24 protein-coding genes are annotated in these 24,512 nt (G+C 69.1%); 15 read left to right on the top strand and 9 right to left on the bottom strand.

Annotation, left to right across the window (positions count from 1 at the left end; genetic code table 11):
• Nucleotide 1: 1 nt before the first annotated feature.
• The 4 genes from cysD to PSR88_RS06340 all read right to left on the bottom strand — a co-directional run bounded on the left by cysD (nucleotide 2) and on the right by PSR88_RS06340 (nucleotide 3,587).
• On the bottom strand, nucleotides 2–955 hold the full coding sequence (gene cysD / locus PSR88_RS06355) for a sulfate adenylyltransferase subunit CysD (protein ID WP_009473959.1): 954 nt from the start codon (nucleotides 953–955) through the stop codon (nucleotides 2–4).
• Complete coding sequence (locus PSR88_RS06350) at nucleotides 952–1,692, bottom strand: phosphoadenylyl-sulfate reductase (RefSeq protein WP_050787250.1); 741 nt, start codon at nucleotides 1,690–1,692, stop codon at nucleotides 952–954. The genes cysD and PSR88_RS06350 overlap by 4 nt, the downstream gene beginning before the upstream one ends.
• Entirely contained in the window at nucleotides 1,656–3,377 is a 1,722-nt protein-coding gene (locus PSR88_RS06345; protein ID WP_009473957.1) for a nitrite/sulfite reductase, read from the bottom strand. Before PSR88_RS06345 ends, PSR88_RS06350 begins: the two co-directional genes overlap by 37 nt.
• A gap of 117 nt (nucleotides 3,378–3,494) precedes the next feature.
• Nucleotides 3,495–3,587 (bottom strand): Ms4527A family Cys-rich leader peptide, encoded by a 93-nt coding sequence (locus PSR88_RS06340; protein ID WP_368681498.1) that lies wholly within the window; start codon nucleotides 3,585–3,587, stop codon nucleotides 3,495–3,497.
• Nucleotides 3,588–3,733: 146 nt separating this feature from the next.
• On the opposite strand from PSR88_RS06340, the gene hemW reads away from it, so the two are divergent.
• Complete coding sequence (gene hemW / locus PSR88_RS06335) at nucleotides 3,734–4,996, top strand: radical SAM family heme chaperone HemW (RefSeq protein ID WP_016879974.1); 1,263 nt, start codon at nucleotides 3,734–3,736, stop codon at nucleotides 4,994–4,996.
• Between the two features lie 3 nt (nucleotides 4,997–4,999).
• Here the strand turns inward: hemW and PSR88_RS06330 are convergent, their stop codons facing one another.
• Entirely contained in the window at nucleotides 5,000–5,317 is a 318-nt protein-coding gene (locus PSR88_RS06330; RefSeq protein WP_005261240.1) for a type II toxin-antitoxin system VapB family antitoxin, read from the bottom strand.
• A gap of 209 nt (nucleotides 5,318–5,526) precedes the next feature.
• Between PSR88_RS06330 and hrcA the strand changes: the two genes are divergently transcribed.
• The 4 genes from hrcA (at nucleotide 5,527) to PSR88_RS06310 (ending at nucleotide 9,341) form a co-directional block, all read left to right on the top strand.
• On the top strand, nucleotides 5,527–6,570 hold the full coding sequence (gene hrcA / locus PSR88_RS06325) for a heat-inducible transcriptional repressor HrcA (RefSeq protein ID WP_011594328.1): 1,044 nt from the start codon (nucleotides 5,527–5,529) through the stop codon (nucleotides 6,568–6,570).
• Between the two features lie 87 nt (nucleotides 6,571–6,657).
• Entirely contained in the window at nucleotides 6,658–7,809 is a 1,152-nt protein-coding gene (gene dnaJ / locus PSR88_RS06320) for a molecular chaperone DnaJ (protein ID WP_005247937.1), read from the top strand.
• Between the two features lie 2 nt (nucleotides 7,810–7,811).
• Nucleotides 7,812–8,573: a 16S rRNA (uracil(1498)-N(3))-methyltransferase gene (locus PSR88_RS06315; RefSeq protein WP_016879976.1), complete on the top strand. Its 762-nt coding sequence runs from the start codon at nucleotides 7,812–7,814 to the stop codon at nucleotides 8,571–8,573.
• Nucleotides 8,574–8,579: 6 nt separating this feature from the next.
• Nucleotides 8,580–9,341 carry an alpha/beta hydrolase family protein gene (locus PSR88_RS06310; RefSeq protein ID WP_016879977.1) on the top strand — a complete coding sequence of 254 codons (762 nt, stop codon included), beginning with the start codon at nucleotides 8,580–8,582 and terminating at the stop codon, nucleotides 9,339–9,341.
• On the opposite strand, the gene PSR88_RS06305 is transcribed toward PSR88_RS06310, so the two are convergent.
• Complete coding sequence (locus tag PSR88_RS06305) at nucleotides 9,315–10,940, bottom strand: MFS transporter (protein WP_016879978.1); 1,626 nt, start codon at nucleotides 10,938–10,940, stop codon at nucleotides 9,315–9,317. The genes PSR88_RS06310 and PSR88_RS06305 overlap by 27 nt on opposite strands.
• Before the next feature lie 149 nt (nucleotides 10,941–11,089).
• On the opposite strand from PSR88_RS06305, the gene PSR88_RS06300 reads away from it, so the two are divergent.
• The 6 genes from PSR88_RS06300 to era all read left to right on the top strand — a co-directional run bounded on the left by PSR88_RS06300 (nucleotide 11,090) and on the right by era (nucleotide 16,092).
• Nucleotides 11,090–11,755: a TetR/AcrR family transcriptional regulator gene (locus PSR88_RS06300; protein ID WP_016879979.1), complete on the top strand. Its 666-nt coding sequence runs from the start codon at nucleotides 11,090–11,092 to the stop codon at nucleotides 11,753–11,755.
• A 108-nt stretch (nucleotides 11,756–11,863) separates the two neighbouring features.
• The gene (locus tag PSR88_RS06295; RefSeq protein WP_009473950.1) at nucleotides 11,864–12,937 is read left to right on the top strand and encodes a PhoH family protein; all 1,074 of its coding nucleotides are present in this window, start codon (nucleotides 11,864–11,866) and stop codon (nucleotides 12,935–12,937) included.
• A 36-nt stretch (nucleotides 12,938–12,973) separates the two neighbouring features.
• A complete protein-coding gene (ybeY, locus tag PSR88_RS06290) occupies nucleotides 12,974–13,516 on the top strand; it encodes an rRNA maturation RNase YbeY (protein WP_009473949.1) in 543 nt (180 codons plus the stop codon).
• A 21-nt stretch (nucleotides 13,517–13,537) separates the two neighbouring features.
• The gene (locus tag PSR88_RS06285; protein WP_009473948.1) at nucleotides 13,538–14,857 is read left to right on the top strand and encodes a hemolysin family protein; all 1,320 of its coding nucleotides are present in this window, start codon (nucleotides 13,538–13,540) and stop codon (nucleotides 14,855–14,857) included.
• Nucleotides 14,850–15,182 (top strand): hypothetical protein, encoded by a 333-nt coding sequence (locus tag PSR88_RS06280; protein ID WP_011594323.1) that lies wholly within the window; start codon nucleotides 14,850–14,852, stop codon nucleotides 15,180–15,182. The genes PSR88_RS06285 and PSR88_RS06280 overlap by 8 nt, the downstream gene beginning before the upstream one ends.
• Nucleotides 15,175–16,092 carry a GTPase Era gene (gene era / locus PSR88_RS06275; protein WP_011594322.1) on the top strand — a complete coding sequence of 306 codons (918 nt, stop codon included), beginning with the start codon at nucleotides 15,175–15,177 and terminating at the stop codon, nucleotides 16,090–16,092. Before PSR88_RS06280 ends, era begins: the two co-directional genes overlap by 8 nt.
• A gap of 51 nt (nucleotides 16,093–16,143) precedes the next feature.
• On the opposite strand, the gene PSR88_RS06270 is transcribed toward era, so the two are convergent.
• From PSR88_RS06270 to PSR88_RS06260, 3 genes are read right to left on the bottom strand one after another with little or no spacing between them, the layout of a single operon-like run.
• The gene (locus PSR88_RS06270; protein ID WP_016879981.1) at nucleotides 16,144–16,707 is read right to left on the bottom strand and encodes a TetR/AcrR family transcriptional regulator; all 564 of its coding nucleotides are present in this window, start codon (nucleotides 16,705–16,707) and stop codon (nucleotides 16,144–16,146) included.
• Nucleotides 16,708–16,710: 3 nt separating this feature from the next.
• Nucleotides 16,711–18,156 carry an amidase gene (locus PSR88_RS06265; protein ID WP_011594320.1) on the bottom strand — a complete coding sequence of 482 codons (1,446 nt, stop codon included), beginning with the start codon at nucleotides 18,154–18,156 and terminating at the stop codon, nucleotides 16,711–16,713.
• A 39-nt stretch (nucleotides 18,157–18,195) separates the two neighbouring features.
• A complete protein-coding gene (locus PSR88_RS06260) occupies nucleotides 18,196–19,704 on the bottom strand; it encodes a PLP-dependent aminotransferase family protein (protein ID WP_016879982.1) in 1,509 nt (502 codons plus the stop codon).
• A gap of 18 nt (nucleotides 19,705–19,722) precedes the next feature.
• Between PSR88_RS06260 and PSR88_RS06255 the strand changes: the two genes are divergently transcribed.
• From PSR88_RS06255 to kdpB, 4 genes are all read left to right on the top strand, one after another.
• Complete coding sequence (locus PSR88_RS06255; protein WP_016879983.1) at nucleotides 19,723–20,352, top strand: pyridoxamine 5'-phosphate oxidase family protein; 630 nt, start codon at nucleotides 19,723–19,725, stop codon at nucleotides 20,350–20,352.
• A gap of 241 nt (nucleotides 20,353–20,593) precedes the next feature.
• Entirely contained in the window at nucleotides 20,594–20,692 is a 99-nt protein-coding gene (locus tag PSR88_RS06250) for a potassium-transporting ATPase subunit F (RefSeq protein ID WP_016879985.1), read from the top strand.
• Nucleotides 20,692–22,407 carry a potassium-transporting ATPase subunit KdpA gene (gene kdpA, locus PSR88_RS06245; RefSeq protein WP_016879986.1) on the top strand — a complete coding sequence of 572 codons (1,716 nt, stop codon included), beginning with the start codon at nucleotides 20,692–20,694 and terminating at the stop codon, nucleotides 22,405–22,407. Before PSR88_RS06250 ends, kdpA begins: the two co-directional genes overlap by 1 nt.
• Nucleotides 22,404–24,509, top strand: a complete 2,106-nt coding sequence (gene kdpB, locus PSR88_RS06240) for a potassium-transporting ATPase subunit KdpB (RefSeq protein WP_016879987.1) — start codon at nucleotides 22,404–22,406, stop codon at nucleotides 24,507–24,509. Before kdpA ends, kdpB begins: the two co-directional genes overlap by 4 nt.
• Nucleotides 24,510–24,512 lie beyond the last annotated feature (3 nt).

Below are 24,512 nucleotides of genomic sequence, written 5' to 3'. Positions count from 1 at the left end.
ATCAGAAATAGCCCTCTCGCTTGCGGTCTTCCATAGCCGCTTCGGAAACTCGGTCGTCGCCACGGGTTGCGCCGCGCTCGGTCAGTCGGGACGCTGCGACCTCGGCGAGGATCGCCTCGTTGTCGCCGGCCTCGGAAAGAACTGCGCCCGTGGTGGATCCGTCGCCGACGGTGCGGTACCGCACCGACAGCGTCTGCAGGTCCTCACCCTCGGACGGTCCGCCCCATACACCGGGCGTCATCCACATGCCGTCGCGCTGGTACACCTCGCGCTGGTGCGCGTAGTAGATGCTGGCCAGTTCGACGTCGTCACGGGCGATGTACCGCCAGATGTCGAGTTCGGTGAAGTTGCTGAGGGGGAAGACGCGGACCTGCTCACCGGGGGAGTGCTTGCCGTTGTACAGGTTCCACAGTTCGGGGCGCTGCTTCTTCGGGTCCCACTGGCCGAAACTGTTGCGCAGCGAGAAGATGCGCTCCTTGGCCCGGGCGCGCTCCTCGTCGCGTCGAGCGCCACCGAAGACCGCGTCGAAACGGTTCTCGGCGATGGCGTCGAGCAGAGGAACGGTCTGGAGGGGGTTGCGGATCCCGTCGGGGCGTTCGGTGAGCCGGCCGTCGGCCAGGTAGTCCTCGACCTTCGCCACGTGCAGACGCAGGTTGTACTTGGACACGACGTGATCGCGGAAGTCGAGGACCTCCTGCAGGTTGTGTCCGGTGTCGACGTGCAGCAGCGCGAACGGCAGCGGCGCAGGCCAGAACGCCTTGATCGCCAGGTGCAGCAGCACCGTCGAGTCCTTGCCGCCGGAGAACAGGATCACCGGGCGTTCGAACTCGCCCGCGACCTCACGGAAGATGTGGATGGCTTCCGACTCGAGGGCGTCGAGCGTGTCGAACTGCGACCCGTCCAACTGCGGCCGGACGGCGGATTCGGCGAGGGAATGGGAGATGTCGATGGTCATGAGGCGTGCAACCCGCATTCTGTCTTGGCCTGACCGGCCCAGCGGCCGCTGCGCGGATCGCTGCCGGGGGCTGGCTTGCTGGTGCACGGAGCGCACCCGATGGACGGATATCCCTCGTCGACGAGCGGATTCACCAGAATCGAGTGCTCGTCGATGTAGGACTGCATGTCTTCGTCGGACCACGCGGCGATCGGATTGATCTTCACCAGACCGAACGCGTCGTCGAACGAGATCAGGGGGGCGTTGGCGCGGGTGGGCGCCTCGACACGCCGGATGCCGGTGACCCACGCCTTGTATCCGGAGAGGGTGTTCTTCAGCGGGGCGACCTTCCGCAGTGCGCAGCACCGGTTGGGTTCGCGGGCGAACAGATCCTTGCCCTCCGCCGCATCCTGCTCGGCGACACTCGCCTCGGCCCGCGCGTTGATCACGTTGACGCCGTACACCTGCTCGACGGCGTCACGGGTGCCGATGGTCTCCGCGAAGTGGTAACCGGTGTCGAGGAACAGCACGTCCACACCGGGATGGACCTGGGCGGCGAGGTGGACCAGAACGCCGTCCTGCATGTTGGAGGCGACGATGTAGTCGCTTCCGAACGTGTCCTCGGTCCACTGCAGCAGTTCCTGCGCGGAGGCACCCTCGAGACTTGCCGCCCCCTGCACGGCAAGGAGCCGAAGGTCGTCCTGGGTGGCTGTGGCGAGATTCAACGCAAGTCTCCTTCGTCTGCGCGCACGACCCATTCCGCGAAGCGTTCACCCTCGTTGCGGTGCTTCACGAAGTGGCGGACGACGCGATCGATGTAGTCACCGAGTTCGGTGCTGGTGACCTTGTGCTGGCGAAGCTTCCGGCCGAAGGCCGAATCGAATCCGAGGCTGCCGCCGAGGTGAACCTGGAAGCCCTCCACCTGGTTGCCCTCGCCGTCGTCGACGAGCATCCCCTTGAATCCGATGTCGGCGACCTGCGAGCGGGCGCAGGAGTTCGGGCAGCCGTTGATGTTGATCGTGATCGGCACGTCGAGCTGCGCGTTGATGTCGGCGAGCCGCTGCTCGAGTTCGGGGACGAGCACCTGCGAGCGCTTCCGCGTCTCCGCGAACGACAGCTTGCAGAACTCGATGCCCGAGCACGCCATCAGGTTCTTGCGCCAGTGCGACGGACGCGCGGGCAGGCCCACCTCGTCCAGGTCGGCGATCAACTGCTCGAGCTTGTCGTCGGCGACGTCGAGAATGATCAGCTTCTGGTAGGGCGTGAAGCGGATCTTGTCGCTGCCTGCCCGCTCCGCGGCGTCCGCGACCTTGGCCAGGATCGTGCCCGACACGCGACCCGCGATGGGGGCGACGCCGACGGCATTGAGACCGTTGCGGGTCTTCTGCACCCCGACGTGGTCGATCGGCCGGGTGGGCTTCTCCGGCGCGGGGCCGTCGATGAGCTTGCGCTTCAGGTACTCGGTTTCGAGGACCTCGCGGAACCTCTCGATGCCCCAGTCCTTGACCAGGAACTTCAGGCGGGCCTTGTTCCGCAGCCGGCGGTAGCCGTAGTCGCGGAAGATCGACACGACGGCCTCCCACACGTCGGGAACCTCGTCGAGCGGCACCCAGACGCCGACCCGCTGCGCCAGCATCGGGTTGGTGGACAGCCCGCCGCCGACCCACAGGTCGAGACCGGGACCGTGCTCGGGGTGGTTGACCCCGACGAACGCGACGTCGTTGATCTCGTGCACCACGTCCTGCTGACCGGAGATCGCGGTCTTGAACTTGCGCGGCAGGTTGGAGTACTCGGGCTTGCCGATGTAGCGGCGGACGATCTCGTCGATCGCGGGAGTGGGGTCGAGGACCTCGGTCAGCGACTCACCGGCCAGGGGAGAACCCAGGACGACGCGGGGGCAGTCACCGCACGCCTCGGTGGTCTTGAGGCCGACGCCTTCGAGGCGCTTCCAGATCTCCGGGACGTTCTCGACCTCGATCCAGTGGTACTGGACGTTCTCGCGGTCCGAAAGGTCGGCGGTGTCGCGCGCGAACTCGGTGGAGATACCGGCGATGGTGCGCAGCTGCTCGACGTTCAGGGCGCCGGCGTCGCAGCGGACCCGCATCATGAAGTACTTGGCCTCGAGCAGGTCGATGTTCTCGTCACCGGTGAAGGTGCCGTCGTACCCCTGCTCGCGCTGGGTGTAGAGACCCCACCAGCGCATACGGCCACGCAGGTCACCCTTGTCGATGCTGTCGAAGCCCTGCTTCGAGTAGATGTTCTCGATGCGGGCCCGGACGTTGAGCGGGTTGTCGTCCTTCTTGGCCTGCTCGTTGGCATTGAGGGGCTCGCGGTAGCCGAGGGCCCACTGGCCTTCGGCGCGGCGCCGAGCCGGCTTCGCCGTGCGCGTACGCGCGGGTGCTGCGTCGACGGCAGCGGGGGAGGCGTCGGTGGTCGACGTCATGGAGCACTCCTGAATCTCAAGATGCACCGGCTGAGGCCGAGGAGGGCTGATCCTCGCTCGGGGCATTCGAATCCGGCCGGAAGTCGAGAAGAATGATGAACGGGCTGACAGGCTGAATTACTGCGCGATACAGGGCAGACAACAACAGCTGCAGACACGCTTGAGATCGACGTGACGACGCGCCACGAGTCGCACTCCGGGTCCGGTCATGCCGACCATTGTGCCACGTCAGATCGCCCACGCAGAGCCGGGCACCGATTTCCACCATTTTTGCGGGAAATATCACGGGGAGGGCCCGCGGACAGTCGGGTGGGGACCGCGGGTCGAGAAGCCCGGGAGACGTCGGCGAGCCGACCATGGACGACGTCGGCGAGCCGACCATGGACACTGGAACCGTGAACGGAACGAGCACTACCACGGTCGGTCGCGACGAGGCGGCGGCGTTCGCGCTGCCCGGGAGTGCGCTGAAGGGTGTGGGGAGCCGCCCGTTCGGGATCTATGTGCACGTGCCTTTCTGTGCCACACGCTGCGGATACTGCGATTTCAACACGTACACGGCAGGCGAGCTGGGGACGTCGGCGTCGCCGCAGTCGTGGATGGAAGGGCTGCGCCGCGAACTCGACCTCGCCGCGGAGATGACGGGCGCCCCGGCCGTCGACACGGTGTTCGTCGGCGGCGGCACGCCGTCACTCCTCGGCGGTGACGGACTGTCGGACGTCCTCGGTGCGGTCCGCTCGAGTTTCGGGATTGCGAAGGGCGCCGAAGTGACCACCGAGTCGAACCCGGAGTCCACGTCGCCGGAATTCTTCGAGCGGTTGCGGGCCGGCGGATTCACGCGGATCTCGCTGGGCATGCAGTCGGCAGCGCAGCACGTCCTGAAGGTGCTCGACCGCACCCACACACCGGGACGTGCCGTGGCGGCGGCGCAGGAGGCGCGGGCCGCCGGATTCGAGCACGTCAATCTCGACCTCATCTACGGAACCCCGGGAGAGCGCGACGAGGACCTCGACCTCTCGCTGGACGCGGTGCTCTCCGCCGGGGTGGACCACGTGTCCGCCTACGCGCTGATCGTCGAGGACGGGACCGCGCTGGCGAGGAAGGTGCGCCGCGGGGAACTGCCCGCGCCCGACGACGACGTCCTGGCGTCGCGGTACGAGAGGATCGACGCGCGGCTCGCCGACGCGGGCCTGACCTGGTACGAGGTGTCGAACTGGGCATCGGCTGACGCCGCGACGGGCGAATCACGCTGCCGGCACAACCTGGGGTACTGGGACGACGGGGACTGGTGGGGCGCCGGGCCGGGCGCGCACAGCCACGTCGGCGGAGTGCGCTGGTGGAACGTCAAGCACCCGGCGCGCTACGCGGACCAGCTGGCGGCGGGAAGTCTGCCCGTCGGCGGGAGCGAACAGCTGACCGCGGAGGACGTCCACGTCGAGCGGGTGATGCTGACGGCGCGGCTGCGGACCGGACTACCGGTGGCGGAGCTGGATGCCGCGGAGCAGCGCGCGGCCGAGGCGGTGGTGGCCGACGGACTGCTCGTGCGCCAGGGCGAGCACCTGGTGCTGACCGACCGTGGGCGGCTCCTCGCCGACGCCGTGGTCCGCACCGTGCTGCGCTAGAGCTCAGGCAGTGACGATGCCGGGCATCTCGTCGTAGTCGAAGACGCGGGCATGCAGCACCACGCGGTTCCGCAGTGCCGAACGCACGGCCCGGTGCAGCCCGTCCTCCAGGTAGAGCACCCCGTGCCACTGGACCGCGTGCGGGAACAGGTCGCCGTAGAACGTCGAGTCCTCCGACAGCAACCGGTCGAGCTCGAGAACCTTGGTCGTGGTGACGATCTCGTCGAGCCGCACCTGCCGGGGTGGGATCTTGGACCAGTCGCGCAGCGACAACCCGTGGTCCGGGTACGGCTTGCCGTCCATGACACCTTTGAAAATCATCGCCTCGTCATCCGCCCGTGGTCGTTGCCTTTGCTCGTCTCCGGTCACCACAGTAAGGCCTGAACCGGTGTCGGCGGAGCGGCGATTAGACTGGACCGAGCCGAGATGCACGTGCATCTGCACGTAGCTCAGGGGATGTGGCGGCCGATCCGAACGAAGGTTCGGTGACGCCGCTGCTCGTGATGATCGAGAACTGGAGGTGGACGGCGATGTCGAGTACGGACGACAGACGGTTCGAGGTACTCCGCGCCATCGTCGCCGACTACGTCTCGACCCAGGAGCCGGTGGGATCGAAGGCGCTGGTCGAGCGGCACAACCTGGGTGTTTCCAGTGCGACGGTCCGCAACGACATGGCGTTTCTCGAGAGCGAGGGCTACATCGCCCAGCCGCACACGAGTTCCGGCCGTGTTCCCACGGACAAGGGCTACCGGCAGTTCGTCGACCGCATCGCCGACGTGAAGCCGCTGTCGACGGCGGAGCGGCGCGCGATTCTCGAATTCCTCGAGTCCGGGGTCGACCTGGACGACGTTCTCCGGCGGGGTGTGCGCCTGCTCGCGCAACTCACACGCCAGGTCGCGGTTGTGCAATATCCCACACTCTCGGCGTCATCGGTCCGGCACCTCGAGGTGGTCGCGCTGACGCCTGCCCGCCTGCTGCTCGTGCTCATCACCGATTCGGGCCGAGTGGATCAGCGCATCGTCGAACTCGGCGACGTGCTCGACGACGAGGATCTGGCGCGGCTGCGCGGGTTGCTCGGCGGCGCCCTCGACGGCAAGCGGCTGGCGGCGGCGTCCATCGCAGTCTCGGAGCTGGCCGACGAGGCCCCGGAGGATCTGCGCGATGCCGTGGTCCGTTCGGCGACCGTGCTGGTGGAGACGCTCGTCGAGCATCCCGAGGAGCGGCTGGTCCTCGGCGGCACCGCGAATCTGACCCGCAACGCCGCCGACTTCTCGGGAATCAGCGGATTCCCCGGTTCGCTGCGGGCGGTCCTCGAGGCGCTGGAGGAGCAGGTGGTGGTGCTCAAGCTGCTGGCCGCCACGCAGGATGCGGGCACCGTGACGGTGCGGATCGGTGAGGAAACCCAGGTGGAGCAGATGCGTGGCACCTCCGTCATCTCGACCGGTTACGGTGCGGCAGGCACCGTGCTCGGAGGAATGGGCGTGCTCGGACCCACCCGAATGGACTATCCGGGAACAATCGCGTCGGTGGCAGCCGTTGCGAGATATATCGGCCAGGTGCTCGCCGAGCGGTGACGGCCGGCCCTCGGCGACAGCGCCGCCGTGGGGGAGCACACGTACCGGTAGCGAGATAACGAAGTAGAGAAGGACGAGAGACTCAACGTGGCACGGGATTACTACGCAACGCTCGGCGTCGATCAGAAGGCGACCGATCAGGAGCTCAAGCGCGCGTACCGCAAGCTTGCGAGGGAACTGCATCCCGACGTGAACCCCGACGAGGCGGCGCAGGCCCGGTTCCGGGACATCTCGACGGCCTACGAGGTGCTGTCCGATCCGGAGAAGCGTCGCATCGTCGACCTCGGCGGCGACCCTCTCTCCTCGGGTGGTGGCGGCGGCGGTGCCGGCTTCGGCGGCGGTTTCGGTGGCGGCCTCGGCGACGTGTTCGAAGCGTTCTTCGGCGGCGGAGGCGGCGCGGGTCGCGGGCCACGCGGCCGCGTCCAGCCGGGCGCCGATTCACTCCTGCGCACCAGGCTGACGCTGGCGGAGTGCGCGACCGGCGTGAGCAAGCAGGTCACCGTCGAGACGGCGATCCTGTGCGACAGCTGCACCGGTGCGGGCACCAACGGCGATTCCAAGCCGGTGCGCTGTGAGACCTGTGGCGGCGCCGGCGAGGTCCAGTCGGTGCAGCGTTCGTTCCTCGGCCAGGTCATGACGTCGCGGCCGTGCCCCACCTGCCGCGGCGCCGGCGAGACGATCCCCGACCCCTGCCACAAGTGTGGCGGCGACGGCCGGGTGCGCGCCCGCCGCGACATCACGGTGAAGGTGCCCGCAGGCGTCGCGGGCGGAATGCGGATCCGGCTCGCCGCGCAGGGTGAGGTCGGCCCCGGTGGCGGACCCGCAGGCGACCTGTACGTCGAGGTGGTCGAGCAGGCGCACGAGGTGTTCGTGCGCGACGGCGAAGACCTGCACTGCACGATCCGGGTTCCGATGATCGACGCCGCCCTCGGCACGACCGTGACGATCGACACGATCATCGACGGGCCCAAGGAGATCACCATCGAACCGGGGACCCAGCCGGGATCGGTGACGGTCCTGCGCGGGCACGGCATGCCGAAGCTGCGTTCCGGTATCCGCGGCGACGTGCACGCCCACCTCGAGGTCGTGGTTCCGTCGCGCCTGGACCACAAGGAGACGAAGCTTCTCCGCGAACTCAAGGATCTGCGCGACCGCGACGTCGCCGAGGTCGTCTCCACCCAGTCGCAGCACAGCGGCGGATTGTTCTCACGCCTGCGTGAAGCGTTCAGCGGTCGCTGACCGTGGCGGCGACGGTCTTCTTCCTCGACCCGCTGCCCGAGGTGGGGAGCACCGCGGTCCTGGACGGCCCGGAGGGCAGGCATGCCGCGACGGTGCGCCGGATCGGTGTCGGGGAGCGGATCGTGCTGGCCGACGGCCGGGGTGGTCTCGCCGACACCGAGGTGACGGCGGCCGCCAAGGACCGGCTCGAACTCACCGTTCACAAGCGTCGTCAGGTGCCGGCACCGTCGCCGAGTGTGACTGTGGTGCAAGCGCTTCCGAAGGCGGAGCGATCCGAGTTGGCGGTCGAGCTGGCCACCGAGGCCGGCGTCGACGCGATCGTGCCGTGGCAGTCCTCACGGTGTGTGGCGCGGTGGGAGGGCCCCAAGGTCGAAAAGGGTGTCGCTCGCTGGCGCAGCGCGGCTCTCGCCGCCGCCAAGCAGTCCCGGCGGGCGATCGTCCCCGAGGTGTCGGAACTGCACCGCACCGCAGAAATGCTCGCCGTCGTCCGTGAGGTGGTCGGCCGGGGCGGTGTCGTCGCCGTGCTGCACGAGGCGGCCACCCAGGGCCTCGCCGAGCTTCCGCTGCGCTCGGCGGGCGAGATCGTGCTCGTCGTCGGCCCCGAGGGCGGTATCTCCGAGGAGGAGATCACTGCGCTGACGGACGCCGGCGCCGTCCCGGTGCTGCTCGGCCCGCACGTTCTGCGGACCTCGACCGCCGCGGCCGTCGCGCTGGGCGCCATCGGAGTCCTCACGGACCGCTGGGGCGCGGCCCCGCTAGCCTGACTGTCCGTGGACCGCATTCGCATCGCGTACGGAACCGAACCGCAGCAGTTCGGGCACTTCTACCCGCCCGAGGTGCCCGTGGCCACCGCGGTCCCGGTGGTGATGGTCGTCCACGGCGGCTTCTGGAGCGGGAAGTACCACCTGAACCTGGGCACGAGCTTCGCGGTCGACCTCGCCCGCCACGGCGTCGCCGTCTGGAACATCGAATACCGCAGGCTCGGTGCGGGCGGCGGGTGGGACGAGATGTCCGCCGACGTCGTCGCCGCGCTCGACGCGATCGCCGGTCCGGTTGCCGAGCAGTCGCCCGTCCCGTTCGACCTGTCGAAGGTCCGGGTCGTCGGCCACTCGGCCGGCGGACAGCTCGCGGTGTGGCTCGCCGGGGAGAAGCGGACGGCGGTCCGGCCGGAGCGGGTCGTCTCCCAGGCAGGCGCCCTCGACCTCGCATCCGCGGGCGAGCGTGGCAGGCGGATCGGCTACATCGAGGATCTGCTCGGCGTCCCCTTCGACGAAGATCCCGACCGGTACCGCGCCGCGTCCCCACTGCACCGCATCCCGGCCGCGGTGCCGGTGGTGTGCGTCCACGGCACGGAGGACGCGCAGGTTCCGGCGAAGGTCAGTGTGCGGTACAGCGAGGCCGCGCGGGCCGCCGGGGACCCGGTCGCGCTGCACGTCGTCGAGGGCGAAGACCACTACGCTTTCCTGAACCCCGAGACCGACTGCTGGAAGATCTCACGGGACGCCCTACTGTCCGACACCGGCGAGTTCTGAACTGCGGTCGCCCGATTCCGGCGTCACCGGGCGTCCGGGCAGGACCAGGGCCACGATCACGGCCCCGATGCCCAGTGCGAGTCCGCCGGCCACGCTGGCCTGGGAGATGGCGTTCCCGAACGCCGTACCCGCGGCGTCCAGGAGTGCCTGGGACTGTGACGCGAGCAGCGGGTCGGCGCTCAGTTCCCCGGCCACGACCGACGCCCCGCCGACCGAGTCTCCCGCGACGGCCACGGCCTGAGCGGCCTGCGCGGCCTGCTCGCCGGACAGCTGACCGGCGGGCAGCGTGCCGAGGAAGCCGGCGATGTCGTCCTTGTACGCCGACGCGAGGACCGAGCCGAGAATCGCGATTCCGAGCGATCCGCCCAGTTCGATCGCGGTGTCGTTGAGACCGCCCGCGGCGCCGAGGTCGCTCTCGGGGAAGTTGCCCATGACGGCGTCCGTGGCGGGGGAGACGCTCAGGCCGATTCCGATACCGAGCAGGACCAGCGGGGCGAGGAAGTCGAGGTACTCCGAACCGCCGTCGACGGTCGTCATCAGCAGCACACCCGCGGCCGCGATCACCATGCCGGCGACGACGGTGACCCGGGTGCCGAGCCTCGGGTGGACGCGCCCGCTGAGCACCGAGCCGACCGACACCGCCGCGGCGAGCGGCAGCAGGTGGACGCCGGTGGAGAGGGGGCTCAGCCCCAGGACGAACTGGAATTCCTGCGACACGTAGTAGATCGACCCGAACGCGGCGAGGAACAGCAGCAGCACGGCCAGGGCGGAGCCACCCACCTCGCGCCTGCCCAGCCTGCGGACGTCGAGCAACGGCTGCGGATGCCGGAGTTCCCATGCGACGAACAGTCCGAGACCCACGGCCGCGGTGACGGCGGCACCGACAGCGCCTGCGCCCCAGCCGAAGTGGAATCCGTCGATGATCGCGTACACGAGCGATCCGGTGGTCACCACCGACAGCAGCCCGCCCAGCCAGTCGATCGGACCGCCGGCGTCGGCCTTCGACGGCGGGACGAGCACCAGCGCCGCGACCGACGCGACGGCGGCGATCGGCACGTTGATCAGGAAGGTGGCACTCCACGAGTGGCTCTCCAGCAGCCATCCGGCGAGCAGCGGGCCGAGGGCGATGGCGAGGCCGGACGTCGCGGCCCAGGCGGCGATGGCCCGTGCCCGTTCCGCACGCGGGAACGTCGCCACGAGGAGGGAGAGCGTGGCGGGCATGATGATCGCCGCTCCGGCGCCCATGATCATGCGCGCGACGACGACGGCCGTGGTGGTGTCGGCGAGGCTGCCGACGACGGCTCCGGCGCCGAACACGAGCAGTCCGGTGAGCAACGCGCCGCGCCGGCTGTACTTGTCGCCGATCACGCCGAACAGCAGCATCAGCGCGGCGTAGGGGACGGTGTAACCGTCGATCACCCACTGCAGGTCGGAGCTGCTCAGGGCGAGGTCGCGGGTCAGGTCGGGGGCCGCGACGATCAGGGCGGTGTTCGCCATCACGACGATCAGCAGGCTCAGGCACAGCACGCCGAGCGCGGCCCAGCGCCGGGGGTACGGTCCGTCCATCCGGGAGACCGGTGTGTTCATCACGGTGGTCATGTCGATGCTCCTCGGGTAGTGCTCGATCGAACCTGAACGGCTATTTGCACAGCGATGTGTAATTTATCTACTTGCACACCAGTGTGCAAGTACGATCGGCGTAGATCACACCAATCAGCGATCACATCAACCAGCGAGGGAGTTCCGTCGTGTCGATCCCGACGAAGTCGCCCGGTGACCCCGGGAAGACCCGCCGCAGTCACGCGCGCGCCAATCGTGCGCGGATCCTCGGCGCCGCAGTCACCGCCTTCGTCGCGGACCCGGACGCGAGCATGGACGACGTCGCCCGCACCGCCGGGGTCGTGCGCCGCACCGTGTACGCGCATTTCCCCAGCCGGGAGGCGCTCGTCGAGGGCATCGCGGACGAGGCCTCCGCCGCCCTGGTGGCCGCGATGGGAGACGAGGCGCGGCAACCGGAGCGCCCCGACCTCGCGGTCGCGGTGATGGCGCTGCGGACGTGGCCGATCGGTGACCGGTTCCGCATGCTGTTGTCGTTCGCCCGCCGCGAACTCGGCGAGCAGCGCATCCACGATCTCCTCGGGGTGGTGCGCGACCGGGACGTACGGGTCGTCGAGCACGGGCAGCGGTCCGGGGTGTTCTCGTCGTACCTGTCGCCGTCGGTGCTCGTGGCGCTCGCGGAATCGATGACGATGACCCTGCTGGACCAGGCGAATTCCGGCGAAGTACAGGATTCGGGGGAGTCGTTCGCGGTCGCGTATCTCGCGGTGCTCGGGCTGACGCCGGCCGACGGTGCCCGCGTCGTGGACGAGGCGCGGCACTGGTTGCGCGAGCATCCGGACGTCCCGAAGTCGTGACGGCGTCCCGTAATCGGGTGGGCGCTGTGACCTGCGAGCGATAGACTTCCCTCATCGCGACGACCGTCGTGACCGACCAGGAACCGGGAAGAAGGCCATATTCCTCACGTGAGCGAACAAGACCAGAACGGCGAGACGTTCGGCGCCACGCGTCCGGCGGAACGCACCGTGCGTTCGAGTATCGATCTCCCACCCGAAACGGTCCCGCCTCTCCTCGGTTCTTCCGACGAGAATCTGCGCGCTCTCGAACGGGTCCTGGACGCAGACATCCATGTACGCGGCAACGCCGTCACACTGACGGGACGGCCCGGCGACGTCGCGCTCGCCGAACGCGTCATCGCGGAACTGGGCTCCATCGTCGGTCGCGGGCAGCCGCTGACCCCCGACGCGGTGCGTCGCACGGTCGGCATGCTCACCCAGGGGGTGAGCGAATCGCCCGCCGAGGTCCTGACCCTCGACATCCTGTCGCGGCGCGGCAAGACGATCCGGCCGAAGACGCTGAACCAGAAGCGTTACGTCGACGCGATCGACGCGAACACCATCGTGTTCGGCATCGGGCCCGCCGGCACCGGCAAGACCTACCTCGCCATGGCGAAGGCGGTGCAGGCCCTGCAGACCAAGCAGGTGTCGCGGATCATTCTCACCCGCCCCGCGGTCGAGGCGGGGGAGCGGCTCGGGTTCCTGCCCGGCACGCTGCACGAGAAGATCGATCCGTACCTGCGCCCGCTGCACGACGCACTCCACGACATGATGGACCCCGAGGCCATCCCGAAGCTGATGCAGTCGGGTGTCATCGAGGTGGCGCCGCTGGCATACATGCGTGGTCGCACACTCAACGACGCGTTCATCATCCTCGACGAGGCGCAGAACACCACCGCCGAGCAGATGAAGATGTTCCTCACCCGACTGGGCTTCGGCTCCAAGGTCGTCGTCACCGGCGACGTCACGCAGGTGGACCTGCCGGGCGGTGCCCGGTCCGGGCTCCGCGCGGCCACCGAGATCCTCGGTGACATCGACGACATCTACTTCGCAGAACTCAACAGCAGCGACGTGGTCCGGCACCGGCTGGTGTCCGACATCGTCGACGCGTACGAGCGTTTCGAAGCGGACCGGGACGGCAAGGTCGAGCTCGGGAACCGCGCACAGCGTAGAGCGGCGCACTCGCGTTCTCCACGACGGTAGGGTGAGTGTCGCCGGAACCAGGAGGAAGCGACACACATGAGCATCGAAGTCTCGAACGAATCGGGCATGGACGTCTCCGAAGAGGAGCTGATCAGCGTTGCCCGCTTCGTGATCGCGAGGATGGACGTGCACCCCGCGGCCGAGTTGTCGATGGTCCTCGTGGACTCCGCCACCATGGCCGACCTCCACATGCGGTGGATGGACCTGCCCGGTCCCACCGACGTGATGTCGTTCCCCATGGACGAGCTCGAGCCCGGCGGTCGCCCGGACTCGCCCGAGCCCGGACCGTCGATGCTCGGTGACATCGTGCTGTGCCCGTCCTTCGCCTCGGACCAGGCCGACAAGGCCGGTCACCCGCTCGCTCACGAACTCGCTCTGCTCACCGTGCACGGTGTGCTCCACCTCCTCGGCTACGACCACGCCGAACCGGAGGAGGAGAAGGAGATGTTCGGCCTGCAGAACCAGTTGCTCGAAGACTGGTACGAGGATCTGCGCAGGGCCGAACGCGACGCCGCACTCGCTGCCCGGGATCAGAAGCTGCTCGGCAAGGCCGGCTTCTTCGACTCACCGGACCAGTAACCGCCACGTGAAGGGTCTTCTGTGAGTAGCGCCATCGCGCTGATCGTCCTCGCGATCGTCCTCGTCCCGCTCGGTGGTGTCTTCGCCGCCGTCGATTCCGCACTCAACACGATCTCGTCCGCGCGCGTCGAGGAGATGGCGAAGGAGGATCGCCCCGGAGCCACCCGCGTGCTCCGCATCCTGTCGGATCGCCCGCGTTACGTGAATCTCATGGTGCTGCTGCGCATCCTGTGCGAGATCACGGCCACGGTGGTGCTCGTCGGTGGCCTGTCCGATCTCCTCGAGCCCGTGTGGGCGCTCACGTTCACCGCGATCATCATGGTGCTCGTCGACTACGTGGTGATCGGGGTCGGCCCCCGGACGCTCGGTCGCCAGCACGCCTACTCGATCGCGTTGATCACGTCGTTTCCGCTGCAGGTCATCGGAACTCTGCTCGGCCCGATCAGCCGCCTCCTGATCCTGATCGGTAACGCGATCACCCCCGGTAAGGGATTTCGCAACGGCCCCTTCGCCTCCGAGATCGAACTGCGCGAACTCGTCGACATGGCGCAGGAACGCGGCGTGGTGGCCGACGAGGAACGCCGAATGATCCAGTCGGTGTTCGAACTCGGCGACACGTCCGCCCGCGAGGTGATGGTGCCGCGCACCGAGATGGTGTGGATCGAGAGCGACAAGAGCGCCGGACAGGCGACGTCGCTGGCTGTCCGCAGCGGACATTCGCGGATCCCCGTGATCGGGGAGAACGTCGACGACGTGCTCGGGGTGGTGTACCTCAAGGATCTCGTGCAGGAGACGTACCACTCGCGCGACGGCGGACGCAGTGTCCGCGTCGGCGACGTGATGCGGCCCGCCGTGTTCGTGCCCGACTCCAAGCCCCTCGACAGCCTGCTCGCCGAGATGCAGCGCGACCGCAACCACATGGCCTTGCTGGTGGACGAATACGGCGGAATCGCCGGGCTCGTCACCATCGAGGACGTCATCGAGGAGATCGTCGGTGAGATCGCCGACGAGTACGACCAGGACGAGACACCGCCCGTCGAGGATCTCGGCGACGGCATGTACCGGGTCTCCGCGCGACTGCCGATCGAGGATCTCGGCGAACTGTTCGGCATCGAGGTGGAGAACGACGAGGTCGAAACGGTCGGCGGGCTCATCGGTTACGAACTCGGCAGGGTGCCGCTACCGGGGTCGGAGGTCGTCTCGCACGGTCTCGTCCTGCGCGGCGAGGGCTCACCCGACGTGCGCGGGCGGGTGCGCATCAGCACGGTCTTCGTGCAACGCGCGCCGATCGACGAGGACGACGACAGTGGCGACGGCGACCGGGAGGACGGCGATGACTGAACTGGGCGACGAAGACACCAAATTGGTCGTGCTGGCGCGAGGAGCGTTCGGCCGCACCGGAAGTGGTCAGGGCGCCGCTGTCCGCGATCTCGACGGCCGCACCTACTCGGCGGGCGCGGTCGCGCTGGCGGCGCTGTCGCTGACCGCGCTGCAGGCGGCCGTCGCGGCGGCGGTGTCGAGTGGCGCCGAAGGTTTCGAGGCCGCAGTCGTGATCGGCGGCGCCCCGGAAGACCCGGGCATCGCCGCACTGCACGAAGTCAGTGCGCAGGCGGCCGTCGTCTTCGCGCGAACCGATGGATCCGTGATCGAGGAGGAACATGAGTAAAACCGAATTCCGTTCCGGATTCGTCTGTTTCGTCGGACGGCCCAACACGGGCAAATCCACGCTGACCAACGCGCTGGTGGGCAGCAAGATCGCGATCACGTCCTCGCGTCCGCAGACCACCCGCCACACCATCCGCGGCATCGTGCACCGCGACCACGCGCAGCTGATCCTCGTCGACACCCCGGGTCTGCACCGCCCCCGGACGCTCCTCGGCCAGCGCCTCAACGACCTCGTGCGCGACACCTACTCCGAGGTCGACGTGATCTGCCTGTGCATCCCGGCGGACGAGAAGATCGGCCCCGGCGACCGGTGGATCGTGCAGCAGGTCCGTCAGATCGCGCCGAAGACCACGCTCATCGGCATCGTCACGAAGATCGACAAGGTCAGCAAGGACATGGTCGGGCAGCAGTTGCTGGCCGTGTCCAAGCTCCTCGGTCCCGAGGCGGATGTCGTGCCCGTCTCCGCCGCCTCCGGTGAGCAGGTGGAGGTGCTCGTCGACGTCCTCGCGTCGAAGATGGAGGAGGGCCCGGCGTTCTACCCGGACGGCGAGCTCACCGACGAACCCGAAGAGACGCTGATGGCCGAACTCATTCGCGAGGCCGCACTCGAGGGGCTCGGCGACGAACTGCCGCACTCCCTGGCCGTGGTCATCGAGGAGATCATCCCCCGCGAGGGACGCACCGAGAAGCAGGGCGAACTGCTCGACGTCCACGCCCTGCTCTACGTCGAACGCCCGTCCCAGAAGGGCATCGTGATCGGCAAGGGCGGCGCGCGCCTCCGTGAGGTGGGGACCAAGGCCCGGCTGCAGATCGAGAAGCTGCTCGGCACCAAGATCTTCCTCGAACTGCACGTCAAGGTGGCCAAGGACTGGCAGCGCGACCCGAAACAGCTGGGCCGCCTCGGATTCTAGGCGGCTGCGCCACCCGTGCGTGGTGAACGAGTCCTGAGGCTCGTCAACCACTCACGGGGCGGCGGCCCTGAGCAGAAGGAGCACCGACGTCGCGAAGTCGTGATCGCCGTCGCTTCCGGTCGCGAGTCTCCTGAGCTGCAGGCCGGCGATGGTCGCGACGATGGTCGGGGCCACGGACGCCGCGTCCGGGACGCCGAGGGCGGTGAGGATCGTCGCCGTCAAATCGTCGTATGCGGCGAAGCATTCGGCGGCGGCCTTACGCAGCTCGTGGTCGCGTCCCGCCTGGATGTACAGCTCGAACGGGGCGATCCGCTCGGCGGAGAACGCCAGGTCCTTCGCGACCTTCCCGGTGAGCGCGGCGGCATCCTCGAGGCTCAGCCCTTTGTCCCGGTACCCCTCCGCCAGCTCCGACAGCCGCTGCGTCTCCTCCGTCACGAACCCGGACAGCGCGGCGCGCAACAGGTCCGTCTGCGTGGGGAAGTGGTACGTGATGGAGCCGAGCGACACGCCGGCCTGCGCGGCGATCCGCCGATTGGTCACGCCGGGAATGCCTTCCGTGCCGACGATGTGCAGTGCCGCCGCGAGGATGCGGTCACGAACGTCCGTCGAAGCCACCGGTCACCACCACTTCTCGGGGCGTTCGAGGTCCCACCGCAGCACCGACTCCAGCTGGGCCGCAACCGACACCAGCAGCGGCTCGGCACCGTCGTGACCCATCAGCTGGGCTCCGGTCGGCAGGTTGCCGGACGTGAACCCGGCCGGCACGTTCACGCTGGGCCAGCCCAGTACGTTCCACGGCCACGCGTACGGGCAGACCGCGGTGATCACCTTGTCCGTGGCCCACGAGCTGATGCCGTCGATCCCCTCGACCCTCGGTGGGGGAGTCGCGGTGGTCGGGGCGAGGACGAGGTCGTACTTGTCGAAGATCGCGCCGACCCGTCGCTGCATCCTCGGCTCGGCGGCGCGCGCGGCGCGTAGCGGTGCCCCACGCAACAGTCGCCCGGTCCGGGCGTTGCCCTTCGTGCGGGGATCGACGAGTGACGGGTCCGGGACCTTCCGCACCCAGTCGTCGATGCCGACCATCGACCGCGGGAGGAAGCCGAGCCCGAACATGATCCCGTAGTCGGGGTCGTCCACCACGACGCGATGCCCGAGCTTGCGCAGCGCCTCGGCGATCCGTGCGACGCCCTGGCGGACCTCGGGATGCAGCGTGGTGGGGGTCGCGGTGAACGGGATCCGCAGCGACAGCGCGATCCGCAGCGGTCCGGGGTCGCGGCCGACGGCGTCGCTGACGGTGACCGGCGCGGGCGTGTGCAGGTCGCCCTCGTGCGGTCCGGATGCGACGTCGAGGAGCAGCGCCGCATCGGCGACCGTCCGGGCCAGCGGGCCGTTGACGGTGAGGCCGTAGAACGCCTCGGCTGCAGGCCAGGTGGAGATTCGGCCGCGCTGAGGCTTGATCCCGACGAGGTTGGTCCATGCGGCCGGGATGCGGATGGACCCGGCGCCGTCCGAGCCGATCGCCGCGGCCACCACACCGGCGGACACGGCCGCCGCGGCGCCGCCGGACGACCCTCCGGGGGTGTGGTCACCGTTCCAGGGGTTGCGGGTGTACCCGAAGGCGGGACCGCCGGTGAGCGGCCACTGTCCGAGCTCCGGACTGTTGGTCTTGCCGACGACGACGGCGCCGGCGGCGCGCAGCCGTCGCACCAGCTCGGAGTCGCGCGCCGCGGGCGGGAAGTCGCCCGGGCACCCGAACGCGGTCGGCTCGCCGGCCACGTCGACGTCGTCTTTCACGGCGATCGGGACCCCGAGGAGCGGCAGGCGCTCACCGGCGGCGATCCGGCGGTCGGCCTCGGCGGCTTCGGCCAGTGCCTTGGTCCGGCGGATCACCTTGAACGCGTTGAGCGTCGGCTGGCTCGCGTCGATGCGGTCGAGGGCGGTGCGGGTGGCCGCCACCGACGTGGCGGCGCCGGAGGCCAGCGCCTGCGCCTGCTCGACGAGTCCCGGGGGCCGATCCCCGTCGTTGTCGCGTTGCCGTCGATCGTCCAGTTGTCCCGCGCTCATGTCGCCCCTCCCCGTGACTGTTCGTTCGAACGAACAGTATCAGCCGAGGTGTCGCCGGACCACCCTCCCGATCGCCTCGGCCGCCCCGCGAGCCTGCGATTCGGGGAGCCGGGCGTACCCGCAGACCAGCCCCCGCGGTCCGCCCGGTGTGGTGCGGTAATCGGCGAGGCTCGGGACCGTCACACCGTGGTCCTGCAGCTCAGCCGACACGGCGACGTCGTCGACGGAACCGGGCAGCGTGAGGACGACGTGGAGACCGGCCTCGATGCCGGCCAGCCCGACACCGTCCGTGTCGACCGCGGACAATTGCTGCTGCAGTGCGGCGACGAAGGCCGCCCGGCGGGCCGAGTAGGTGCGGGAGGCGCGGGCGAGGTGCCGCGACAGCGCGCCCGAGTCGATGAAATGCGCCAGCGCGAGGGCCGTGGTCGCGCAGCATGCCTCACCGCTCGCGTCGAGGGCCCGGACGAGTCCCGGCCGGAGCGCCGGAGGCGCGATCACCCACGCCACGCGGATCGAGGGAGTGAGGATCTTCGACGCTGTGCCCACGTACGCCACGCATTCCGACCCGCGGTCGATGCTGCGCAGGGCTGGCAGTGCCGACACGTCGTAGCGGAACTCGCCGTCGTAGTCGTCCTCGATGATCACCGTTCCGGAGGCCGCGGCGTCGGCCACGAGCCGGGCCCTGCGGCTCACCGGCATCCGGGCTCCCATCGGATACTGATGGGCAGGCGTGCAGTAGGCCGCGGCGTCGGTGGCGCGCAGCAGGGCGGGGTCGAGGCCGTCGCCGTCCACGGACACGCTGCGCGTCCGAACCCCCGAACCGTCGAGGACGGTGCGGGCCCGGCTGTAGCCGGGCTCCTCGAACACCACGTCCCGGCCGCGGAGTCCTGCTGCGGTCACGAGGGTGCGGAGCGCAGCGGCGACTCCGGGAACGATCACCAGTTCGTCGGGGCCCGCCGCGATCCCGCGGGTGCGGCGTAGATGTTCCACGAGGGACCGTCGCAACTCCGGGTGTGCGTCCGGGCCCGGGACGTCCGAGGTCACGGCCGCGGCGGCGGCCGACCGCCACGCCCGGCGCCAGTCGACGGTGGAGATCAGGGCGGGATCGGGGTGGCCCGGAGTGAGATCCCACAGCGCCGCCGGTGTTCCCGGGGCGGCGGAGGAGGCCTGATCCGACGTTCGGGTGATCGTGTGCGAGGCGACGTGTGCGCGGGCCGCGACGTCGGCGCCGGGTGCGATCCGGGTGCCGGACCCGGCGCGGGCGTTCGCGTATCCGGACGAGCAGAGTTCGTCGTAGGCGTCGACCACCGACGCCCGCGCGACTGTCAGGTGTTCGGCCAGCGCCCGCGAGGAGGGCAGTGGGTCGCCGGGTCGCAGGCGACCCACGCGGATCTCGTCGAGGATCGACTCCGCGATGCGATGCCGCAGCGGCGCGTCGGTGTCGGGGAGCCGCAACGTCAGGTGCAGTTCGGGGCTGATCCGGGGCATGGTCCCGACAATACTGGTCTGTCGATAATGATGATTGTGGATCTGGATGATGATCCACATTAGGGTGATGATGGTCTCGTGGACAAGATCATGAGATACCCCGACCGTGCCCGCACCGAACGCGCGCAACTCGACGCCGTCCTCGACGCCGCGCCGATGGGCACCCTCGCCACCGTCGTCGACGGGCTGCCATGGGCCGTGCCGATGCTGTACGCCCGCGACGGCGACAGGATCCTGCTGCACGGCTCCACCGGGGCCGGTGCGCTGCGGCAGGTGGCGGCGGGCGCGCCTGCGGTGCTGTGCGTCGCGATGCTCGACGGAATCGTCGTCGCGGACACCCTGTTCGACTCGTCCGCCAACTACCGTTCGGCGGTGGTGCGGGGCAACCTCGTCACCCTCGACGAAGACGAATCCACCGACGCACTGAACGCGCTGTCGGACGTGCTGATCCCCGGCCGCAGCACGGAGGTCCGGGGGCACCGGCGCAAGGAACTCGCCGCGACACTGGCCCTCGCCCTCCCGATCACGCCGGGCCAGTGGACCGTCAAGGTGCGGGACGCACCGCCGGGCGAACCCACGGAAACCAGCAGCGCGTGGGCCGGCGTGGTCCCGGTTCGGTCGGTCGCCGGTGCGCCCGTCCCGGCACCGTGGGTGGCGAGCGGCACACCCGTGCCCGCGTCCGTGTCGCGGCTGACCCGGACCGCGTAAGGAAAGCGTCAAGAGCCGGAGGAGTCCCGTAAGCGCTTCGTCAGCGCCGCCTCTTTCGCCGAGATCCGGCGTGATGCTGGCATGACACCCCACAACCGTGGGGTGTCATGCCTGCGCTGAACCGCAGGATCAGTACAAAGAGGGATCCTCACATGGCCGATGTGGCCTACGTCGCGCTCGTCGTCGGCGGATTCGCCTGTTGCGCGCTCGTTCTCCGTGCCCTGCAGACCGGACGCGTGAAATGACGGGCGCCGGAATACTCGCGGTCGCGCTCGTCACGATCGCCGCAGCGCTCGTCGTGTACCTCCTGATCGCGCTCGTCGACCCGGAGCGGTTCTGATGACGCCTGCCCTGGCGGCCGGACTGCAGGTCGCCTTCGTCCTCGCGGTACTCGCGGTCGCCTACGTGCCGGTGGGCGACTACATGGCGCGCGTGTACGAATCACGCCGTCACCTGCGGGTCGAATCCGTCCTGTACCGCCTGTGCAGCATCAACCCCCACACCGAGCAGACCTGGTACGGCTACGCGGGCAGCGTGCTGGGATTCTCTACGGCGAGTGTGCTGTTCCTCTACGCGCTGCAGCGCATCCAGGGCGTGCTGCCGCTGTCCGGGGACCTCTCCGGGGTCAGTCCCGCGGTGGCGTTCAACACGGCCGTGTCGTTCGTGACGAACACCAACTGGCAGTCGTATGCGCCCGAGACGACGATGAGCAACCTGACCCAGCCGGTCGGGCTCGCCGTGCAGAACTTCGTGTCCGCAGCGGTGGGCATGGCCGTCGCGGTGGCGCTGATCCGCGGATTCGTCCGGGTGTCGCGCGGCGGTGAGATCGGCAACTTCTGGGTGGACCTCACCCGGGGCAGCCTGCGTATTCTGCTGCCGTTCTCCTTCGTGATCGCGCTGATCCTGCTGAGCCAGGGCGTGATCCAGTCCTTCCACCCGGGCTTCGCGTCCACCGGTCTGGACGGCAACTCCGTCACCAACGCACTCGCGCCCGTCGCCTCGCAGGAAGCGATCAAGGAACTCGGCACCAACGGCGGCGGGATTCTCGCCGCCAATTCAGCGCACCCGTTCGAGAACCCGACGCCGGTCAGCAACATCGTCGAGATCCTCGCGATCCTGCTGATCCCGGTCTCCCTCACCCGCACGTTCGGCACCATGGTCGGCGATCCTCACGACCGAGCGAGCGAGGTGTCCGGGCACCGCCAGGGGCTGACCCTGCTCGCCGTGATGGGCATCCTGTGGGGATCGCTCCTCGCGGTCACGCTGGCCGCGGAGTCGGGTCGGCGCGGCGTCGCCGCCACCGCCGCGGGCGCGATGATGGAGGGCAAGGAGGTGCGTTTCGGAATCCCGGGAACGGCACTGTTCGCCGTGAGCACCACCGGAACATCCACGGGCGCAGTGAATTCGGCGCACGACAGCCTGTCGCCGCTCGGCGGCGGAGCCGTTCTGCTCAACATGCTGCTCGGCGAGATCGCGCCGGGCGGTGTCGGCACGGGGCTCTACGGAATTCTCGTCCTCGCCCTGATCGCCGTCTTCGTCGGCGGACTCCTCGTCGGCCGCACACCCGAATACCTCGGCAAGAAGCTGCGGCAGCGGGAGATCACCCTCGCCGCCCTGTCCGTGCTGGTGATGCCGGCGCTCGTCCTGATCGGGACCGGGATCACCGTGATCCTGTCCTCGACCACCGGTTACCAGGGCAACAGCGGCGACCCCGGAAGTCCCGGATCCATCCACGGGTTCTCGGAAGTGCTGTACGCGTTCGCGTCGGCCTCGAACAACAACGGCAGTGCGTTCGGCGGGCTGACGGTGACGAGCGACTGGTTCCAGACCGCTCTCGGCCTGTGCATGCTGTTCGGCCGGTTCCTGCCGATCATCTTCGTCCTCGCGCTCGCCGGATCCCTGGCGTCGCAGAAGAAGACGGCCGCAGGCGCCGGAACCCTGCCGACGGCGGGCCCGATGTTCACCGGGCTCCTCACCGGCACCGTCGTGCTCGTCGCGGCGTTGACATTCTTCCCGGCCCTCGCGCTGGGACCGATCGCGGAGGCTCTGCAGTGAGTGTGAACGTGACCAGTCGTCTGGAGAACGAGGCGGCGACCACGACGACCGATGCCGGCCACGACCCGGCGCCCGTGAAGGCGGGAATCTTCAGCCCCGCCCAGCTGGTGACGGCGCTACCGGGCGCCCTGCGCAAACTCGACCCCCGGCACCTCGCCCGCAACCCGGTGATGTTCGTGGTGTTCGTCGGCTCCGTCGTCACCACCGTTATGGCCGTCGCCGACCCGTCCGTGTTCTCCTGGGCCGTCGCCGCCTGGCTGTGGTTCACGGTGCTGTTCGCGAATCTGGCCGAGTCGGTCGCGGAAGGCCGGGGCAAGGCGCAGGCGGCGAGCCTGCGGAAGGTGAAGCAGGACACGGTCGCCCACCGGATCGCGGCGAGCGGCCGGGTGGAGTCGGTGGCGGGTACCGAACTCACCGTCGGCGACCGGGTGGTCGTCGAGGCGGGAGAGGTGATACCCGGCGACGGTGACGTCGTCGACGGCATTGCGACCGTGGACGAGTCGGCCATCACCGGCGAATCGGCGCCCGTCGTCCGCGAATCCGGTGGCGACCGGTGTGCCGTCACCGGTGGCACGACCGTGCTGTCCGACCGGCTCGTCGTGCGCATCACCGCGGCCCCCGGACAGTCGTTCGTGGACCGGATGATCGCCCTAGTGGAGGGGGCGGCGCGGCAGAAGACGCCGAACGAGATCGCGCTGAACATCCTGCTGGCGTCGCTGACGATCATCTTCCTGCTGGCCGTCGTCGCGATCGGCCCGATGGGCCTGTACGCGGGCCAGGAGCAGGATCCGATCAAGCTGATCGCGTTGCTGGTCTGCCTGATCCCCACCACGATCGGGGCCCTGCTGTCGGCCATCGGCATCGCCGGGATGGACCGACTGGTGCAGCGGAACGTCCTGGCGATGTCGGGGCGGGCGGTGGAGGCTGCCGGCGACATCGACACCCTGCTGATGGACAAGACCGGCACCATCACGTTCGGCAACCGGCAGGCCACGGCCCTGCATCCCGCACCGGGGGTTTCCGCGATCGAGTTGGCCACGGCCGCACGGTTGTCCAGTCTCGCGGACGGCACGCCCGAGGGTCGCAGCATCGTGGACCTGTGCGCCCGCGACTTCGGGTTGGACCCCGCACCGTCCGAGGCGGAGAGAGCGGCGGAGTTCGTGCCGTTCACGGCGCAGACCCGGATGAGCGGACTCGACATCGACGGCGCCCGGATCCGCAAGGGCGCGAGCGACGCGGTGCTGACCTGGGTGCGGGCGCTCGGCGGACGCGCGGCGTCCGCGGTCACCGACAGCGTGAACCGGATCGCGCAGGCCGGGGGAACCCCGTTGGTGGTCGCCACCGTCCGCGGAGACGCAGCGACCGTCCTCGGCGTGATCGCGCTGTCGGACGTGGTGAAACCGGGTATCGCCGAGCGGTTCGCGGAACTGCGGGCCATGGGGATTCGCACGGTGATGATCACCGGCGACAACCCGTTGACGGCGAAGGCCATCGCGGCCGAGGCCGGAGTCGACGACTTCATGGCCGAGGCGACACCCGAGGACAAGCTCGCGCTGATCCGCAGAGAACAGGAGGGCGGCCGGCTCGTCGCGATGACCGGGGACGGCACCAACGACGCCCCGGCGCTGGCCCAGGCGGATGTCGGGGTGGCGATGAACACCGGCACGTCCGCGGCGAAGGAAGCCGGGAACATGGTGGATCTCGATTCGGATCCCACCAAGCTCATCGAGGTGGTGGAGATCGGCAAGCAGCTTCTCATCACCCGCGGTGCGCTCACCACGTTCTCGCTCGCCAACGACCTGGCCAAGTACTTCGCGATTCTTCCCGCCCTGTTCAGCGGCATCTATCCGCAGCTGAACACGCTGAACATCATGCGGCTGGCCACCCCGGAATCGGCCATCCTGTCGGCGGTGATCTTCAACGCCGTGGTGATCGTCGCGCTGATCCCGTTGTCGCTGAAAGGCGTTCGCTACCGTCCGTCGTCGGCGTCGACGCTGCTGGGCCGCAACCTGCTGATCTACGGCCTCGGCGGTGTGATCACACCGTTCGCCGGTATCTGGCTCATCGACCTCGTCGTCCGTCTCGTTCCCGGAATTGGGTGATCC

Source organism: Rhodococcus sp. DK176 (genome assembly GCF_038447315.2).
In the GTDB taxonomy this organism is placed as follows: domain Bacteria; phylum Actinomycetota; class Actinomycetes; order Mycobacteriales; family Mycobacteriaceae; genus Rhodococcus_F; species Rhodococcus_F jostii_A.
This window is presented reverse-complemented; position numbering and strand designations above follow the sequence as displayed.

Excerpts from the sequence above, each read along its gene's own strand:
- PSR88_RS06250 (WP_016879985.1), top strand. The coding sequence starts at position 20,594 with ATGACGGGCGCCGGAATACTCGCGGTCGCGCTCGTCACGATCGCCGCA.
- PSR88_RS06330 (WP_005261240.1), bottom strand. The coding sequence starts at position 5,317 with ATGATTTTCAAAGGTGTCATGGACGGCAAGCCGTACCCGGACCACGGG.
- PSR88_RS06345 (WP_009473957.1), bottom strand. The coding sequence starts at position 3,377 with ATGACGTCGACCACCGACGCCTCCCCCGCTGCCGTCGACGCAGCACCC.
- ybeY (WP_009473949.1), top strand. The coding sequence starts at position 12,974 with ATGAGCATCGAAGTCTCGAACGAATCGGGCATGGACGTCTCCGAAGAG.
- era (WP_011594322.1), top strand. The coding sequence starts at position 15,175 with ATGAGTAAAACCGAATTCCGTTCCGGATTCGTCTGTTTCGTCGGACGG.
- hrcA (WP_011594328.1), top strand. The coding sequence starts at position 5,527 with ATGTCGAGTACGGACGACAGACGGTTCGAGGTACTCCGCGCCATCGTC.
- PSR88_RS06305 (WP_016879978.1), bottom strand. The coding sequence starts at position 10,940 with ATGACCACCGTGATGAACACACCGGTCTCCCGGATGGACGGACCGTAC.
- PSR88_RS06260 (WP_016879982.1), bottom strand. The coding sequence starts at position 19,704 with ATGTGGATCATCATCCAGATCCACAATCATCATTATCGACAGACCAGT.
- PSR88_RS06350 (WP_050787250.1), bottom strand. The coding sequence starts at position 1,692 with ATGGGTCGTGCGCGCAGACGAAGGAGACTTGCGTTGAATCTCGCCACA.
- cysD (WP_009473959.1), bottom strand. The coding sequence starts at position 955 with ATGACCATCGACATCTCCCATTCCCTCGCCGAATCCGCCGTCCGGCCG.
- hemW (WP_016879974.1), top strand. The coding sequence starts at position 3,734 with ATGGACGACGTCGGCGAGCCGACCATGGACACTGGAACCGTGAACGGA.
- PSR88_RS06340 (WP_368681498.1), bottom strand. The coding sequence starts at position 3,587 with ATGACCGGACCCGGAGTGCGACTCGTGGCGCGTCGTCACGTCGATCTC.
- PSR88_RS06265 (WP_011594320.1), bottom strand. The coding sequence starts at position 18,156 with ATGAGCGCGGGACAACTGGACGATCGACGGCAACGCGACAACGACGGG.
- kdpA (WP_016879986.1), top strand. The coding sequence starts at position 20,692 with ATGACGCCTGCCCTGGCGGCCGGACTGCAGGTCGCCTTCGTCCTCGCG.
- PSR88_RS06280 (WP_011594323.1), top strand. The coding sequence starts at position 14,850 with ATGACTGAACTGGGCGACGAAGACACCAAATTGGTCGTGCTGGCGCGA.